The sequence below is a fragment of the Streptomyces sp. NPDC048416 genome, from assembly GCF_043200435.1.
Taxonomy (GTDB): domain Bacteria; phylum Actinomycetota; class Actinomycetes; order Streptomycetales; family Streptomycetaceae; genus Streptomyces.
In genome coordinates, this window is sequence record NZ_JBICXU010000005.1 from 332,447 (window position 1) to 348,868 (window position 16,422).

The 16,422-nt window shown below is 72.5% G+C and carries 15 protein-coding genes; 12 read left to right on the forward strand and 3 right to left on the reverse strand.

What is annotated here, in order from left to right; translation table 11 throughout:
* The first annotated feature begins 79 nt into the window (after positions 1 to 79).
* The 4 genes from ACGFW5_RS09730 to ACGFW5_RS09745 all read left to right on the forward strand — a co-directional run bounded on the left by ACGFW5_RS09730 (position 80) and on the right by ACGFW5_RS09745 (position 4,981).
* Positions 80 to 1,492: a DHA2 family efflux MFS transporter permease subunit gene (locus ACGFW5_RS09730; protein WP_393833638.1), complete on the forward strand. Its 1,413-nt coding sequence runs from the start codon at positions 80 to 82 to the stop codon at positions 1,490 to 1,492.
* Positions 1,493 to 1,565: 73 nt separating this feature from the next.
* A complete protein-coding gene (locus tag ACGFW5_RS09735) occupies positions 1,566 to 2,741 on the forward strand; it encodes a nucleotide disphospho-sugar-binding domain-containing protein (protein WP_393833639.1) in 1,176 nt (391 codons plus the stop codon).
* Positions 2,742 to 2,775: 34 nt separating this feature from the next.
* The gene (locus ACGFW5_RS09740) at positions 2,776 to 3,705 is read left to right on the forward strand and encodes an SRPBCC family protein (RefSeq protein ID WP_393833640.1); all 930 of its coding nucleotides are present in this window, start codon (positions 2,776 to 2,778) and stop codon (positions 3,703 to 3,705) included.
* Between the two features lie 34 nt (positions 3,706 to 3,739).
* Positions 3,740 to 4,981, forward strand: a complete 1,242-nt coding sequence (locus tag ACGFW5_RS09745) for a nucleotide disphospho-sugar-binding domain-containing protein (RefSeq protein ID WP_393833641.1) — start codon at positions 3,740 to 3,742, stop codon at positions 4,979 to 4,981.
* A gap of 44 nt (positions 4,982 to 5,025) precedes the next feature.
* Here the strand turns inward: ACGFW5_RS09745 and ACGFW5_RS09750 are convergent, their stop codons facing one another.
* Positions 5,026 to 5,682 (reverse strand): dTDP-4-dehydrorhamnose 3,5-epimerase family protein, encoded by a 657-nt coding sequence (locus ACGFW5_RS09750; RefSeq protein ID WP_393833642.1) that lies wholly within the window; start codon positions 5,680 to 5,682, stop codon positions 5,026 to 5,028.
* A gap of 167 nt (positions 5,683 to 5,849) precedes the next feature.
* Between ACGFW5_RS09750 and rfbH the strand changes: the two genes are divergently transcribed.
* From rfbH to ACGFW5_RS09790, 8 genes are all read left to right on the forward strand, one after another.
* Positions 5,850 to 7,154 (forward strand): lipopolysaccharide biosynthesis protein RfbH, encoded by a 1,305-nt coding sequence (gene rfbH, locus ACGFW5_RS09755; protein ID WP_393833643.1) that lies wholly within the window; start codon positions 5,850 to 5,852, stop codon positions 7,152 to 7,154.
* Between the two features lie 69 nt (positions 7,155 to 7,223).
* Positions 7,224 to 7,985: an SDR family NAD(P)-dependent oxidoreductase gene (locus tag ACGFW5_RS09760; RefSeq protein WP_393833644.1), complete on the forward strand. Its 762-nt coding sequence runs from the start codon at positions 7,224 to 7,226 to the stop codon at positions 7,983 to 7,985.
* 196 nt (positions 7,986 to 8,181) lie between these two features.
* Positions 8,182 to 9,585, forward strand: coding sequence for an NDP-hexose 2,3-dehydratase family protein (locus ACGFW5_RS09765; protein WP_393833645.1), 1,404 nt, complete (start codon positions 8,182 to 8,184; stop codon positions 9,583 to 9,585).
* Positions 9,578 to 10,660, forward strand: a complete 1,083-nt coding sequence (locus ACGFW5_RS09770; RefSeq protein WP_393833646.1) for a Gfo/Idh/MocA family protein — start codon at positions 9,578 to 9,580, stop codon at positions 10,658 to 10,660. Before ACGFW5_RS09765 ends, ACGFW5_RS09770 begins: the two co-directional genes overlap by 8 nt.
* A complete protein-coding gene (locus tag ACGFW5_RS09775) occupies positions 10,657 to 12,336 on the forward strand; it encodes an acyl-CoA carboxylase subunit beta (protein WP_393833647.1) in 1,680 nt (559 codons plus the stop codon). Before ACGFW5_RS09770 ends, ACGFW5_RS09775 begins: the two co-directional genes overlap by 4 nt.
* Entirely contained in the window at positions 12,333 to 12,554 is a 222-nt protein-coding gene (locus ACGFW5_RS09780; RefSeq protein ID WP_393833648.1) for an acyl-CoA carboxylase epsilon subunit, read from the forward strand. Before ACGFW5_RS09775 ends, ACGFW5_RS09780 begins: the two co-directional genes overlap by 4 nt.
* A gap of 13 nt (positions 12,555 to 12,567) precedes the next feature.
* On the forward strand, positions 12,568 to 13,566 hold the full coding sequence (locus ACGFW5_RS09785; protein WP_393833649.1) for a thiamine pyrophosphate-dependent dehydrogenase E1 component subunit alpha: 999 nt from the start codon (positions 12,568 to 12,570) through the stop codon (positions 13,564 to 13,566).
* Positions 13,567 to 13,570: 4 nt separating this feature from the next.
* Complete coding sequence (locus ACGFW5_RS09790) at positions 13,571 to 14,605, forward strand: alpha-ketoacid dehydrogenase subunit beta (protein WP_393833650.1); 1,035 nt, start codon at positions 13,571 to 13,573, stop codon at positions 14,603 to 14,605.
* A gap of 98 nt (positions 14,606 to 14,703) precedes the next feature.
* Here ACGFW5_RS09790 and ACGFW5_RS09795 read toward each other — a convergent pair whose 3' ends face one another.
* Together ACGFW5_RS09795 and ACGFW5_RS09800 are read right to left on the reverse strand one after the other, a co-directional pair.
* A complete protein-coding gene (locus ACGFW5_RS09795) occupies positions 14,704 to 15,915 on the reverse strand; it encodes a cytochrome P450 (RefSeq protein ID WP_393833651.1) in 1,212 nt (403 codons plus the stop codon).
* A 49-nt stretch (positions 15,916 to 15,964) separates the two neighbouring features.
* Complete coding sequence (locus ACGFW5_RS09800) at positions 15,965 to 16,204, reverse strand: ferredoxin (RefSeq protein ID WP_393833652.1); 240 nt, start codon at positions 16,202 to 16,204, stop codon at positions 15,965 to 15,967.
* Positions 16,205 to 16,422 lie beyond the last annotated feature (218 nt).

Sequence of the window (16,422 nt, forward strand, 5' to 3'; positions counted from 1 at the left end):
TCCCCCCGTTTTCCCCGCGCTTGTCCCGTTTCCCTCGTTTCGCCTGCCCCCTTTCCGACCGACCCAAGGGAAGACAGTCATGTCCACGACCGTGCGTGCCACGGCGGCCCGACCGAGCGATCGTCTGGAACCCGCCGTCCTCAAACTCGGCAGCGTCCTGGTGCTCGGCACGATCCTCGCCGTACTCGACTCCACCGTCGTCAACGTCGGCATCGAGGCCATCCGCAGCGACTTCGGCAGTTCGCTCGCCACAGTGCAGTGGATCAGCACCGGCTACCTGCTGGCGTTCGCACTGGTCGCCCCGATCAGCGGCTGGGCCACCAACCGGTTCGGCGCCAAGCGCGTCTGGATGACCTCGGTGGCCTGCTTCGTCCTCGGCTCGGCGCTGTGCGGCCTGGCCTGGTCGGCCGCCTCGCTGATCCTCTTCCGCGTGCTCCAGGGCCTCGGCGGCGGGCTCATCCAGCCCATCGGCCAGTCGATGATCGCCCAGGCCGCGGGACCCCAGCGCATCGGCCGGGTGATGAGCCTGCTGATCATCCCGCTGACCTTCGCACCCGCGCTCGGCCCGGTCGTCGGCGGTGTCCTCATCGGCCTGCTCAGCTGGCAGTGGATCTTCTACATCAACATCCCGCTCGGCGCGCTCACCCTGCTCCTGGCCGCCCGGGTGCTGCCCAGGAGCACCCCCGAGGGCGGCCAGAAGCTCGATGTGCTCGGGCTCGCGCTGATCTCACCAGGACTCGCCGCGATCATCTACGGATTCTCCGAGACCGGCAACGGCCACAGCTTCGCCGACACCATCGTGCACGCCCCCGTCGCCGTCGGCGCGCTGCTGCTGATCGGATACGCCGTGCACGCGCTGCGTCCCGGCTCCTCACCCGTACTGGATCTCCGGCTGTTCGCCCGGCGCGCCTTCTCCCAGGCGATGCTGACCTCGTTCCTGGTCGGCGCCGCCCTCTTCAGCTCCATGTTCATGCTGCCGCTCTACTACCAGCAGGCCCGCGGCCAGGACGCGCTGCACGCAGGACTCCTGCTGATCCCGCAGGACCTGGGCATCGCGGTCGCCATGTTCTTCGCGGGCCGGCTCACCAGCCGTCTCGGCCTGCGCACCGTCATCCTGATCGGCATCGCCCTGGCCATGGTGGGCACCCTGGCCTACACCCAGGTCGGTCACGCGCCGAGTGAACTCCTTCTCGGCACCGCGCTGTTCGTGCGCGGTCTGGGTCTCGGCGGGGCCATGTCCCCGATGATCACCGCCGTCTTCCAGAGCATCGAACCGCACCAGATGCCGCAGGCGGCCGGCATCAACAACGTCGTGCACCGCATCGGAGGCTCGCTCGGCACGGCCACCCTCGTCATCGTCCTCCAGCACCAGAGCGACGGGCAGGGCGCCCGCCTGGCCGACGCGTTCGGCACGACGTTCTGGTGGGCGCTGGCCATCAGCGCGCTCACCCTCCTGCCGGGTCTTGCGCTGCCCGGCCGGCCCCGCGACTGACCGCGGCCGGACCACGAACCGCCCTCACCCCCGCAGAACGTACGTTCCTCGACCTCAGGCAGGTGACGACAGCATGCGTGTCCTCTTTGTCGCCCACGGGGCAAGTCATGTCCCCTGGGCCGTACCACTGGCCTGGGCCACTCAACTGGCGGGCCACGACGTGCGGGTCGCGGCCCGGCCGCAGTCCCTCGACCGCGTCAAGGCCGCAGGCCTGATCGCCGTACCCATCGGCGACCGTGCGGCCGGCGACGCCTTCGCCTCCTGGCGCATCCCGGACAGCACCGAGCGGCCCGAACGGATCCCCGAGGACTGGCCGATGGGCCCGCTGCCCTGGTCCGAGGAGCGCCGCATGAGCTGGGCCTCCCAGCTCATCGGACTCGCCGACTCGCTCGCCGACGATCTGGTCGCCTTCGCCCGCGCCTGGCGCCCCGACCTGGTCGTGTACGACATCGGCGCGGTCGTGGGCCTGGTCGCCGCCGCGGCGGTCGGCGTACCGGCGGTCGGCTACAGCTGGTGCCAGCCCGTCGGCATCTACTTCCTCGAAGAGAAGGAGGTGCCGCCCGCCTACATCCGGATGTTCGAACGCTTCGGCGTCGAGCCCAGGATCGGCACCGACACCTGGATCGACACCTGCCCGCCCGCGCTGCGCCGCCCCGGCCGGGTGCCGCGCGTGCCCATGCGCTACATCCCCTACAACGGGCCGGGCGAGGTCCCCGGCCACCTGCTCGACCGCCCGGACCGGCCCCGGGTGGTGCTGTCCGGCGGCATCACCACCAGCAACTTCGCCGACCGCCGTCGCCAACTCCTGGAGGAGGTGGCCGACTTGGACGCCGAGGTCGTCCTGGCCGTGGCCGGCGCCGAGGAAGTCAGGACCCCGCTGCCCGCCCATGTGCGGACCACCGGCTGGGTACCGCTGGGCGCCCTCATGCCCACCTGCGACCTGCTCGTGCACCACGGAGGCGCCGGCACCGGCATGACGGGCTTCGCCCACGGCGTCCCGCAGGTCACGGTGCCCGACACCACCGAGTCCACCCAGTGGCTGTGGGGCGAACTGGTCGAGCAGGCCAAGGCCGGGACCATCCTCGCGCCCGACCGGCAGTCCACCCCCGGCGCCCTGCGCACCGCGATCGAGGACGTGCTGGGCGAGCCCCGGTATGCCGAACACGCCCGTGAGGTCCGCCAGGAGATCGAGGCCATGCCGCTGCCGAGTGAACTGGTCGGCCACCTGGAAGCCCGCGCCACCTCCTGAACCGCCGCCCGACTCTGCTAGGAGCACTGTGACCATGACCGAGATCATCACCGATGCCGCACGCGGGACGGGTCCCGCGGCGGCGCGGGAGATCCACCGCACACAGGCCGCGATCACCGTCGACGCACCGGCCGAGCTGGTCTACCGCACGCTCACCGACGTGACCGGCTGGCCGCTGCTGTACCCGTGGATCGTGCACACCGAGATCGTCGAGCGGAGCGGCATCGAGGACCTGGCCACGTTCTGGGCGGTGCGCCCGGGCCCCGAAGGCGGCCTGCGGATCTGGCAGTCCCGGCGCAGCCTGCACGACGACACGCTGCGCATGGTCTTCGAGCAGCGGGGCAGCGTGGGTGCCATTCGCGAGCTGGGCGGCGAGTGGCTGTTCACCGATCTGGAGGGCGGCGGCTGCCGCGTCGAGTCGCACCACTGGTTCACCACCGACGAGGACCCGGCGCTCACCGCAGGGGAGCTGGACCGGCACGGCGCCCTTCAGATGCGCACCCTCAAGGAGGCCGTCGAGGGCCGCGAACAGCAGTCGCCCCTGGTGCTGCGCGCCGCGCGGGACACGCTCGTGCCCGGCACCGTCAAGGACGTCCACGCACGGTTGTCCGCCGACTTGGGGCTCGGGGGACCGGCGACCGGGGAGACGGCCGGGTTCGGGACCGCGGCCACCGAGCACCCCGACGGCACCACGCACGACGGCCGCACCGTCCACATCGGCCGCGCGCCGCACACCGTCGTCGTCAAACACCTCGACCCGCCCGCCGAGTTCGCGCTGTACCGGCGCACCTGGCGGCTGGCCGAGGAGGCCGACGGCGTACGCGTCACCGCCGAACGCCTCGCCGTCGCCCGTCCCGACACCCTGGCCCAGGACGCGCAGGAGCGCCGCCGCGCCCTGCTCACCTGGCTGGGCGAAGGCGCGGCGCGGGACCTGCCCCGGGGGGCCGGCCCCTTCGTGAAGTGAGCCGCGCGCCACGTCGACCGTCCGAAGGAGCCCCGTGCGCATTCTCTTCACCACCTGGTCCCCGTCCGCGCATCTCTTCCCGATGGTCCCGCTCGCCTGGGCCTTCCGCGCCGCGGGGCACGACGTGCTGGTCGCCGTACCGTCCGAGTGCGCCCCGGCGGTCGGCGCCGCCGGCCTGACCGCGGTGGCCGTCGGCGCCACCGCGCCCCCCGCCACGCCGCCCGCCATGGGCGGCGCCGGGGCCCGCGCCCTCCTGCGCGGCTGGCCTGCCGACTGGCCGCTGCGGCTGGGTGAACTGGACGAGAAGCGGCGGCGGTTCATGGCCTCCCTGGTGGAGCGTCAGGTGGGGATCGCGGACGACATGGTGCCCGGCCTGCTGGACGTCGCCCGCGCCTGGCGGCCCGATCTCATCGTCGCGGACGCCTCCACCTACGCGGGCACCGTCGTGTCCCAGGTGCTCGGGGTGCCGCTGGCCGCCCATCTGTGGGGCTGCGCCGCGGTGCTGCGACTGGAGCTCGGCGGCGCATCCCCACCGATGGGCGGCCCGCTGCCCTGCTACCGCGACCTGTTCGAACGCCACGGCGCGGACCCCGCGCACACCCCGTTCGGCTGGATCGACCCATGCCCGCCGATGCTCCAACTGCCCACCCCGGAGCTCCGGATGCCGGTGCGCCATGTGCCGTACAGCGGCCCCGGTGAACTGCCCACCGGACTGCTGCGGGCACCCGCGCGGCCGCGGGTGTGCGTCACCTGGGAGGCCGGCGCACGCCCGGCCGGCGGGCCCGGGGCGGACCCCGACCCCCTGCTGGCCGCCGCCGGCCTGCTGGCGGCCGAGGGCCTTGACGTGATGCTGGCCCTCGGCCCCGCCCAGCGGGCCGCGCTCACCCGTCTCCCCGACGAAGTCGGCGCCACGGACGCGTCCGTGGCGCATCTGCTGCTTCCCACCTGCGCGGCCGTCGTGCACCAGGGCAGCGGTGGCACCGCGATGACCGCGGCGGCCGCCGGAGTGCCCCAACTCGTGGTGTCGCCGCGCCCCGAGCAGCTGCTCACGGGTGAGCGGCTGCGCGCCGTGGGCGCGGGCCTGCACCTGCCGGGCGCCGACCTCGCGCAGGACAGCGAGGCCGCGGTCCGGGTGCGGGACACCGCGCTGGAACTGCTCGCCGGCCCCGCCCGCGAAGCGGCGGCGGCCCTGCGCGACGAGGTGCGGTCCCTGCCCGCGCCGTCCCGGACGGCCGCCTCGCTCCTGGAGCTCGCGGCCCGCGCCCACCCCCGCTAGCGGGCGCCCGGCGGGTCGGGGCCGGCGAGCGGCCGGCGAGCGCGTCACGCGGTGGCCGGCCGCCGTCCGCCCGGCGCGGGCCCGTCCCGGCGTGCCGCACGCCGCAGGTCGGCGTAGTGACTCAGGCACGCGTCGTACGTGGCGAGCAGCCCGAGGTCGGCGGCGCGGGCGAGCGGGGGCGCATCGGCGTCCTTCTGCGAGAGCAGCGGCTCCCCGCTCAGCCCCAGCTCCCAGGGCAGGCCGAGGTCCGGGTCGAAGGGGAAGATGTCGACCTGGGTGCCGGGCACGTACTCGGTGGAGCACAGATAGCTCACACACGCGTCGTCCGTCAGCGCCACGAACCCGTGGGCCAGCCCGTCGGCCACGAACATGCCGGTGCCGGCGTGCGCGTCGAGCACCGCCGTGGTGTACGCGCCGAAGGCGGGCGAACCCAGGCGTACGTCGACGACGAAGTCACGCACCGCGCCCCGTACACAACTGACGAACTTGGCCTGCCCGGGCGGCAGCAGCACCGAGTGCAGACCGCGGACGGTGCCGCGCCTGGACGAGGAGAGGTTGACCTGCCGGGGGAGCAGCACATGCCCGGTCGCACGCGCCAACTCCTCGTGCCGGAACGACTCGTGGAAGGTGCCCCGGGCGTCGGTGAGGGCGCGCGGCTCGATGCGGTAGGCGTCGGGCACGGCCGTGTCGTGGATGTCCATCGCGCGCACGCTAGGCGCCCCGGCTCGAACGCCGCTCGCGTGTCCGGTCCATCGGGTGTCCATCTCGTGTCAAGCCCGGTTCGAGGCACGTGGCGCAGTTTGGGTGCGTACGGAGCGCTCCCCACAGGTGCGGGGATGGGCCGAGGCCGATGGTGAAGGAGGCAGGGATGCGCGGCGACAAGGCGCTCATTCTCGACCAGGTCCGCGAATACCACGAGGACATCAGGGACAAGCGGCCGTTCGAGCCGGGGGTGACGGAGATCTGGCCGTCCGGGGCGACGCTGGACGCGGAGGACCGGGCCGCGCTGGTGGAGGCTGCCCTCGATCTGCGTATCGCGGCCGGAAAGAGCTCCCGCACCTTCGAGTCACGGTTCGCCAGGACCCTCAAGCGACGCAAGGCCCATCTGACCAACTCCGGTTCGTCGGCCAACCTCCTCGCCCTGACGGCCCTGACCTCCCACACCCTGGGCGAGCGCCGGCTCAGGCCCGGCGACGAAGTGATCACCGTCGCGGCCGGGTTCCCCACCACCGTCAACCCGATCATCCAGAACGGTCTGGTGCCCGTCTTCGTCGACGTGGAGCTGGGCACGTACAACACCACCGCGGACCGCGTGGCCCGGGCCATCGGCCCCAAGACCCGCGCGATCATGATCGCCCACGCGCTCGGCAACCCCTTCGAAGCGGCGGAGATCGCCGAACTGGCCCGCGCCCACGACCTGTACTTCGTCGAGGACAACTGCGACGCGGTCGGAACCACCTACCGGGGCCGCCTCACCGGCACCTTCGGCGATGTGACCACCGTCAGCTTCTATCCCGCCCACCACCTCACCATGGGCGAGGGCGGCTGTGTGCTGACCTCCGACCTCAAGCTCGCCCGGATCGTGGAGTCCCTGCGCGACTGGGGCCGGGACTGCTGGTGCGAACCCGGCAGGAACAACACCTGCTTCAAGCGGTTCGACTACCAACTGGGCACCCTCCCGCACGGCTACGACCACAAGTACATCTTCTCGCACATCGGTTACAACCTGAAGGCGACCGACCTCCAGGCGGCCCTCGGGCTCAGCCAGCTCGCCCGGCTGGAGGAGTTCACCGCCGCCCGCAAACGCAACTGGCGCCGGCTGCGCGAAGGCCTGGACGGCCTGCCCCACCTCCTGCTCCCGGAGCCCACCCCGGGCAGCGACCCCAGCTGGTTCGGCTTCGTGCTCACTGTCCTTCCCGGCGCGCCCTTCACCCGGGCCGAACTCGTCGCCCGTCTGGAGGACCGCAAGATCGGCACCCGCCGGCTCTTCGCCGGCAACCTCACCCGTCAGCCGGCTTATGTCGACCAGCCGCACCGGGTCGTCGGCGACCTCACGAACAGCGACCTCATCACCGAGCACACCTTCTGGATCGGCGTCTATCCCGCCCTCACCGACGAGATGCTCGACTACGTCATCGGCACCATCAAGGAGTTCGTGGCGGCCCGGGGCTGAGCACCGCCTGGAGCAGGCAGGCAGGCAGACCGGCAAGGCAGAGCACGCGACGGACGTGAAGGATCGGACATGGATCTTGGCCTGAGTGGACGCACCGCGCTCGTCACGGGAGCGACCAGTGGGATCGGCCGGGCGGTGGCCCGGGCCCTCTCAAGGGAAGGGGCCCGAGTGGCGGTCTCGTACCGCAACGACCGGGTGGCGGCCGAGGAGTTGGCCCAGGAACTGGGCGCGGAGCAGGACCGTGCCTTCCCCGTGCGGTACGCCCTGGACGACCCCTCCTCGCCCAAGCGCGTGGTGGCCGCGGTCGAGGAGCGCTGGGGCTCCCTGGACGTCCTGGTGGCCAACGCGGTGCGCTGGGGTGTGCGAAGGACACCCGGCACCCCCTTCGAGAACGTGCCCGAGGAGGACTGGCTGCCGGTCGTGGACGGCAACCTCGCACCGGTGATCCGCACCGTCCAGCAGGCGGTGCCCGGCATGCGCAGGCGGGGCTGGGGCCGGATCGCGCTGATCTCCTCGCACAACGCCCTGGGCGGCAACCGCGGGCAGGAGTTCTACGGGGCGGCCAAGGCAGGCCTGCACGGCCTGGCCCGCAGCCTCATGTGGGACCTCGGCGGCGACGGGCTGCTGGTCAACGTGGTCTGCCCCGGGCTGACCGTGACCGAGCGGATGCTCAAGGGGCTGCCGGAGCCGGTCCGCGCCCGGGAGGTCGCCGCGACACCCACCGGGCGGCTGAGCGACCCCGACGACGTGGCCAGAACCGTGCTCTTCCTGTGCTCGGCGGCCAACGGGAACATCACCGGCGAGTCGGTCGCCGTGGCCGGCGGCCGCTAGAACCTCCCGGCCCGCCCGCGCCGACGCCGCCCGCGTGCCACGGCAGGCGGCCGGTGCTGCTCCCTCCCCCCGCACTCGTCGGTGCTCCCTCTCCCCGCACCCGTGGGTGCTCCCTTCCCCCGCGCCCCGTCGGTGCCCCGGCGCCCCCGCATGCCCGCCCGCGTCACGTCCCCACGACTTCGAGGAGCCAACTCCCATGTCACCCAAGCTCGCCGTGCCCACGGCGCTGCGGCCGCGGTACGACGCGGCCCCGGCCGTCCGGATCGCCCGTTCGACGGCGGCCACCCAGGGCGCGTTCATGGACCTCGGCCAGTTCCACCGGTGGTTCGCCGAGCGGCGCGCGGCGCACCCCTTCCGGGTCGAGACCATCGCCTTCGCCGATCTCGAAGGCTGGCGCACCCAGGAGGGCACCGGCAACCTCGTCCACGACAGCGGGCGCTTCTTCAGCGTCGAGGGGCTGCGGGTGAGCGTGGACGCGGGCGCGGGCGGCTGGCACCAGCCCATCATCCGGCAGCCGGAGATCGGCATCCTGGGGATCCTCGTCAAGGAGTTCGACGGGGTCCTGCACTGTCTGATGCAGGCCAAGATGGAACCCGGCAATCCCCATCTGCTCCAGCTCTCGCCCACCGTCCAGGCCACCCGGTCCAACTACACCAAGGTGCACCGGGGCACGGACGTGCGGTACATCGAGTACTTCACCCGCCCCGGACGGGCCGAGGTGCTTGCCGACGTGCTCCAGTCCGAACACGGCTCCTGGTTCCACGGCAAGCACAACCGGAACATGATCGTGCAGACCACGGACGACGTGCCGCTCCACGACGACTTCTGCTGGCTCACGTTCGGCCAGATCGCCCAGCTGCTGCGGCTGGACAACGTGGTGAACATGGACTCCCGTACGGTCCTGTCCTGCGCGCCCCTGGCGGACGTCGCGGGCGGATCCGCCGCGCTGCACTCCGATGCCGAACTCGCCTTCTGGCTCACCGCGGCCCGCTCCGCGCACGACGTCCACACCGAACGGGTGCCGCTCGCGGGCCTGCCGGACTGGGAGCGCGACGCGTACACCATCCGTCGCGCCGACGGCCGCTACTTCGACGTCGTCGCCGCGTCCATCCAGGCCGGCAGCCGCGAGGTGACGCACTGGACGCAGCCTCTGATCCGCCCGTGCGGCCAGGGCCTCGTGGCCATGCTGACCCGTCGCGTCGACGGCGTGCCGCACCTGCTCGTGCACGCCAGGACCGAGGGCGGACTGCGAGAAGCCGTCGAGCTGTCGCCGACCGTGATGTGCACACCGGACACCTACGAGGGACGAGCCGAGGCGGACCGGCCCGCGTTCTTGGACCTGGCGCTGCGGGCCGACGCCTCCCGCATCCGCTACGAGGCACTGCACTCCGAGGAGGGCGGACGCTTCCTCGGCGCGGTCAGCCGCTATCTGCTGATCGAGGCCGACGCGTCGCAGGCGCCCCTGCACGAGCCGCCCGGCTACCGCTGGGTGAGCGCAGGACAGCTGTCGCGGTTCATCCAGCAGGGGCACTGCGTCAACGTCCAGGCCCGCACCCTGGCCGCCTGCCTGGCCGCCACGGAGCTCGGTGACCATGGCTGAATCCACCCGGTCCGGCGCCCAACGCCCGCTGCGCATCGGGGTGTTGGGGTGCGCGGACATCGCCCGGCGCAGGATGCTGCCCGCCTTCGCGGCCACCGACGGCATCGAGGTGACGGCCATCGCGAGCCGCGACCCGGCGCGCGCCGCGGAACTGGCGGGCCGTCACGGCTGCCGCCCCGTCACCGGCTACGCGCGGCTGCTCGACCGGGACGACGTCGACGCGGTGTACGTCCCGCTGCCCGCGGCGCTGCACGCCACCTGGGTCCGGGCGGCGCTGCTGGCCGGCAAACACGTCCTCGGGGAGAAGCCGCTGACCTGTGAACCGGCAAGCACCCGCGCGTTGTCGGCACTGGCCGGGGAGCGGTCGCTCGCGCTGATGGAGAACGTCATGTTCGTCCACCACCCCCAGCACCGGGCCGTGCGGGAACTGCTCGCCGGCGGGGCGATCGGTGAGCTGCGCTCCTTCAGTGCCGCGTTCGCCGTGCCCCGCCTGCCCGCGCACGACATCCGGCACGCCCCCGAACTCGGCGGCGGCGCGCTGTTCGACATCGGCGTCTACCCGGTCCGGGCCGCCGCCCACTTCCTCGGCGAGCGGCTGCACACCGTCGCCGCCACCCTGCACGCGGGCCCCGGCAGCGCCGTGGAGACGGCGGGCGCCGCCCTGCTGCGCGACGAGCACGGCGTCAGCGCCCAACTGACCTTCGGCATGCACCACTCCTACCGGTCGGCATACGAAGTGTGGGGCAGCGACGGCCGGATCACCCTGGAGCGCGCCTTCACCCCGCCCCCCGGTCACCGGCCGGTGATTCAGCTGGAGCGGCGTGGCGTCACCGAACGCATCGAGCTGCCGCCCGCCGACCAAGTCGCCCTCACCGCAAGGGCGTTCGCCGCCGCGTGCCGGGCCGCGGCCGACGGAAACCGTGACCAGTCCGCGCTCCCCGACGTGCGTGCCTGTCTCCAACAGGCCGACCTCCTGGACGAGGTGCGCCGCTCGGCACAGCCGCCATGGCCCCGCGGAGCTCCGCGGTCCACCGTCGACGACCCCCCACCGCATCCAGTGGAAGGACGCAGATGACCACCATCGACGAAGCCCCTTGGGCACAGCTGCACGCGGACGTGGCCACGCGCCCGCCCGCCCCCGCCGCCGCTCCGCCCCCGCCACCCGCCGCCCCGCCCTACCCGACCGGCGACAAGCCGGTGAAGGCCACCGCGGACCGCGTCGCGGACCTGGTGGAGCTCAGGCGGACCGTGCTGGGCGGCCCGGGCGACAAGGCCACCGAGGCCCAGCACGCCAAGGGCAAGCTGACCGCCCGCGAGCGCATCGCCCTCCTCTTCGACAAGGACACCTTCACGGAGGTGGAGGGGCTGCGCAGGCACCGGGCCACCGGCTTCGGCATGGAGGCCAGGCGGCCGCACTCCGACGGCGTGATCACCGGCTGGGGACTGGTCGAGGGCCGCGAGGTCTTCGTGTACGCCCATGACTTCAGGATCTTCGGCGGGGCGCTCGGCGAGGCACACGCCACCAAGATCCACAAGATCATGGACATGGCCGCCGCGGCCGGCGCGCCCATCGTCGGCCTGTGCGACGGGGCGGGCGCCCGCATCCAGGAAGGGGTCACCGCGCTCGCCGGATACGGCGGCATCTTCCAGCGCAATGTCCGCAACTCCGGCGTCATCCCGCAGATCAGCGTCGTCATGGGCCCGTGCGCGGGCGGGGCCGCCTATTCGCCGGCGCTCACCGACTTCGTGTTCATGGTGCGCGAGACCTCGCAGATGTTCATCACAGGACCCGATGTGGTCCAGGCGGTCACCGGCGAACAGATCACCCAGAACGCACTGGGCGGCGCCGACGTGCACACGGGAGTCTCCGGAGTCGCCCAGTTCGCGTACGACACCGAGGAGGAGTGCCTTCAGGAGGTCCGCTACCTCCTGACGCTGCTGCCCGCCAACAACCGTGAACTGCCGCCCCGCGCGGGCGTGGAGGACCCCGAGGACCGGCGCACCGACTCCCTGGTGGACCTGGTGCCCGCCGAGCGCGGCCGCGCCTACGACATGCGCCGGGTCATCGAGGAGATCGTCGACGACGGCGAGTACGTCGAGGTGCACCACCGCTGGGCCGGCAACATCATCTGCGCGCTGGCCCGGCTCGGCGGTCAGGTGGTGGGCATCGTCGCCAACCAGCCCGGCGAACTCGCCGGCGTACTCGACATCTCCTCCTCCGAGAAGGCCGCGCGCTTCGTGCAGTTCTGCGACGCGTTCAACATCCCGCTCGTCACCCTCGTCGACGTGCCGGGCTTTCTGCCGGGCGTCGACCAGGAGCACGGCGGCGTCATCCGGCACGGCGCCAAGCTCCTGTACGCGTACTGCAACGCCACCGTGCCCCGGATCTCCGTGGTGCTGAGGAAGGCGTACGGCGGCGCGTACATCGTCATGGACTCCCAGTCCATCGGCGCCGACCTGACGCTGGCCTGGCCGACCAACGAGATCGCGGTCATGGGCGCGGAGGGCGCGGCCAACGTCATCTTCCGCCGCGAAATCGCCGCGTCCGCAGACCCCGAGGGCACCCGCGCCCGCCTGATCGAGGAGTACCAGGACAAGCTGATGCACCCCTATTACGCGGCCGAGCACGGACTCGTCGACGACGTCATCCACCCGGGCGAGACCCGCGCCAAGCTGATCGGCGGCCTGAAGATGCTGCGCGCCAAGTACAGCGCGCTGCCCAGCCGCAAGCACGGGAACCAGCCCCAGTGAACGGCCGGGACCCCCAGGCGCTGCGCGTCGTGCGCGGCGCCCCGACCTCCGAGGAGGTCGCCGTCCTCACCCTCGCCCTGCTTGCGCTGTCCCGCCGGGCCGTTGAGCCGGCCGCCGAGCAGACCGCCGCCCGGCCGCACTGGCCGAGCGGCGCCGATCCCGCACCTGCCGCGGGGCGCTGGGCGGGCGGCGCCCGGCCCGGCTGGTGTTCCCCTTGAAAGGAAGAGACCGATGACGACCTTGGACCGGCTGCGGCTGGTGCGCGACATGGTGCGCATCCGCTGTGCCGAGGAGACGCTTGCGGACCTGTACCGCGACGAACAGCTGATGCGTACCCCCACGCACTTCTCCATCGGCCAGGAAGCCACGGCGGTCGGGGTGTGCGCCGCGACCCGGCGCGGCGACGTGGTCTACAGCGCCCACCGCTCGCACGCCCCCTACCTCGCCAAGGGGGGCGACCTGGCCGCGCTGGTCGCCGAGCTGTACGGCAAGGAGACCGGCTGCGCGCGCGGGCGCGGCGGCTCGGTGCACCTGGTGGACCACGCGGCGGGCTTCGGTGGATCCGCGGCCATCCTCGGCGAGATGATCCCCGTCGCGGTCGGCGCGGCATGGGCGTTCGCGATGGACGGCGCGCCCCGCGTGGCGCTCACGTTCTTCGGGGACGGCGCGTCCGAGGAGGGCGTCTTCCACGAATCGCTCAACTTCGCGGCGCTGCACCGCCTTCCGGTGGTGTTCGTGTGCGAGAACAACCAGTACTCCATCGCCTCGCCGCTCTCGGCCCGTCAGCCCGCAGGCAGCAGCATCTGGCAGCGGGCCCTTGGATACGGCATGCGGGCGAGCCGGATCGACGGCAACGACGTCCTCGCCGTGCATGACGCCGCCCGTACGGCCGTCGAGGCCGCCCGCGCGGGAGAGGGCCCGCACCTGCTGGAGCTCGACACCTACCGCTGGCGTGAGCACGTCGGCCCGCACCCGGACGCGGGCGGCTACCGCAGCCACGCCGAAGTCGCCTCCTGGATCGAGCGCTGCCCGATCCGGACGGCGGCCGACGCGCTGCGCCCCGAGGACCCCACCGTCGACGACCGCATCGACGCCTGGCGGGCCGAGTTCACCGAGGAGGTCGCACGGGCCGTGGAGCTCGCACGGGCCGCCCCCTTCCCCGATGTGACGGATCTGCTCTCGGGCGCCGACGAGCCGCGGCCCCTCGCCCCGACCACCAGGAGGAACTGAACCGATGCGCACACTCACGTACTGGCAGGCCATCAGCGAGGCCACCGTGCAGTGCATGGCCGACGACCCGGCCGTCTTCGTCGCGGGTGAGGGCGTCGATGACGACAAGGGCATCTACGGCACGACCCGCGCCGCCTTCGAACGCTTCGGCCCCTCCCGCGTCTTCGACGTGCCCAATGCGGAGAACGCCACTTCAGGCATCGCCGTCGGGGCCGCCGCCATGGGGCGCCGGCCCCTGATCGTCCACTCCCGCGCGGACTTCCTCTTCCTCGCCATGGACGCGCTGGTGAACCTCGCCGCCAAGTGGCGCTACATGTACGGCGATCAGGGCGGCGTGCCCGTCGTCACCCGCGCCGTGGTGGGCCGTGGCTGGGGCCAGGGCGCCACCCACTCCCAGAGCCTTCAGTCGGTCTTCGGGCACTTTCCCGGACTCAACGTCGTGATGCCCGCGTCTCCCGCGGACGCCAAGGGGCTGCTCGTCCAGGCACTGCGCGCCGAGACCCCGACGCTCGTCCTGGAGAACCGCGGCCTGTACCGCATGGAGGGCGAGGTGCCCGATGAGCCGGTCGCCGTCCCGTTCGGGCGTGGCCGGATCGTCAGGTCCGGCACGGATGTGACCGTGGTCGCCGCCTCCCTGATGGTCCACGAGGCCGAACGTGCCGCCGCTCTGCTCGCCGAGCAGGGCATCAGCGTCGAGGTCGTCGACGTCCGCAGCATCCGCCCGCTGGACGACGACCTGATCTGCTCCTCGGTCGCGCGCACGGGACGCCTGGTGGTCGCCGACACGAGCTGGGCGCGGTACGGGTTCGCCGCCGAGGTGGCGGCGGTCGTCGCGGAGAAGGCGTTCGACGCGCTGCGCCGGCCGGTGCGCCGGGTCACCCTGCCCAACTGCCCGGCGCCCGTGTCGCACCCGCTGGAGGAGGCCTTCCATCCCAACGCGGACCGTATCGCGGCCGTCTGCCTCGACATGGTCGACGGAGGTTCGTCCCAGGTGCGCCGGCTGTCGGACGTCACCGCCGGATTCGTCGGCCCGTACTGAGCCCGGCGCCACGCACGCCCGACGGGCGGTCATCCAAACGGCTCGGGGCCGGCGGTTTCCAACCGCCGGCCCCGAGCCGTGACACCCGCCTCCGCGTCTCACCAGGTCACGGGCAGCGAACGCACGCCGTAGACCGCCTTGTCCGTGCGGTACTCCAACTCCTCGTAGGGCACCGCGAGGCGCACCTCGGGCAGCCGGCGCAGCAGGGTGCCGAGGGCGATCTGCAACTCGGCGCGGGCCAGCGGCTGGCCGATGCACTGATGGACACCGAAGCCGAAAGCGAGGTGACGGCGGGCGTCGCGGGTGATGTCGAGCGCGTCGCCGTCCTGGAAGACCAGCTCGTCCCGGTTGGCGGCGGACAGCATGCACAGCACGCCCTCGCCCGCCCGGATCAGCGTGCCGTCGATCTCCACGTCCTCCAGGGCCGCGCGCGGCAGCCCGAAGTGCACGACGGACAGATAGCGCAACAGCTCCTCGACCGCGCCCTTGATCAGCTCCGGCCGCGCCCTCAGCAGGGCCAGCTGCCCGGGGTTGCGCAGCAGCGCGAGAGTGCCGAAGGAGATCATGTTGGCGGTGGTCTCGTGACCTGCGACGAGCAGGACCATTCCCATGGCCGCGCACTCGGCCTGGTTCAGCTCACCGCGTTCGACCAGCCGGCTGAGCAGACTGTCGTCGGGCTCGCGCCGCTTGCGCTCGGCCAGTTCGGTCAGATACCCGTTCAGCGTCCCCATCGCCGACTTGATCTGCTCCGGGGGAGTACTCAGGTCCACCAGCATGCTGGTCTGGCTCTCGAAGAACTCGTGGTCGGCGTACGGGACACCGAGCAGCAGGCAGATCACCCGGGAGGGCACCGGCAGCGCAAAGTCGCGTACGAGGTCCGCGGGGGAGCCCTTGGCGATCACGTGGTCCAGGGCCTCGTCGACGATCCTCTGGAGCTGCGGGCGCTGGGATTCCGCCCGCTTGACGATGAAGTCACCCGTGAGCATGCGCCGCAGCCTGGCGTGCTCGGGGTCGTCCAGGCGCAGGAAGCTCGGCTGGGCCTTGGTGAGCAGCTGCCGGCGCCCGGGGGAGAGGAAGGGGAAACCCGGCACCCGCGCGTCGGCGCTGAACCGCTTGTCCTGGAGGACGGTACGCATCTGCTGATGACCCGTCACCAGCCAGCACGGCTCGCCGCCCCACAGGCTCGTTTTCGTGAGGGGGGCGCCCTGGTGGGCCTCGACATAGGCGGGCGGCGGGGAGAAGGGGCAGGCTCCCCGAGGGGCCGGCAGGGTCAGCTCCCGGTCGGCGATCGTGGAATGGGCGGAAGTCATACGACGGGCTCCTTGCGCGGACGAGGGTCGGACTGGGGGTGGCGGGCGGTCAGGCGCCGGCGGGGTCTGCGCCGTCGGCGTCCCCGGGCCCGCGGTCCGTGTGCACGGTGATGGCGCCGGTCGGGCAGAGGCCCGCGGCCAGCTCAAGATCGGCGCGGGCGGCCCGCTCGGCGCCGCCCGGGCGCAGCAGGACCAGACCGTCGTCCTCGCTCTGGTCGAAGACGGAAGGAACCGTCATGACGCACTGGCCGGAGCCGCAGCACCGGTCCTGGTCGACGTTCACCTGCATGGCGGGGACCTCCGATGGAAGAGGGGTTCGGTTGCACATACGGCCGACCGCATCCAACCGACGCGCACTCGTGCACCACTGGAGCACCGGTCATCAGGTGCCGCCCGCCCGCGACGACCTGGCCCGGGGGCACGCGTCAGGCCGCGCCCGAAGCGCGGACCGGGACCCGCGCGGCCTACAGGGCCGCACCCAAATGCCGCGACAGGCCCGGGACTTGA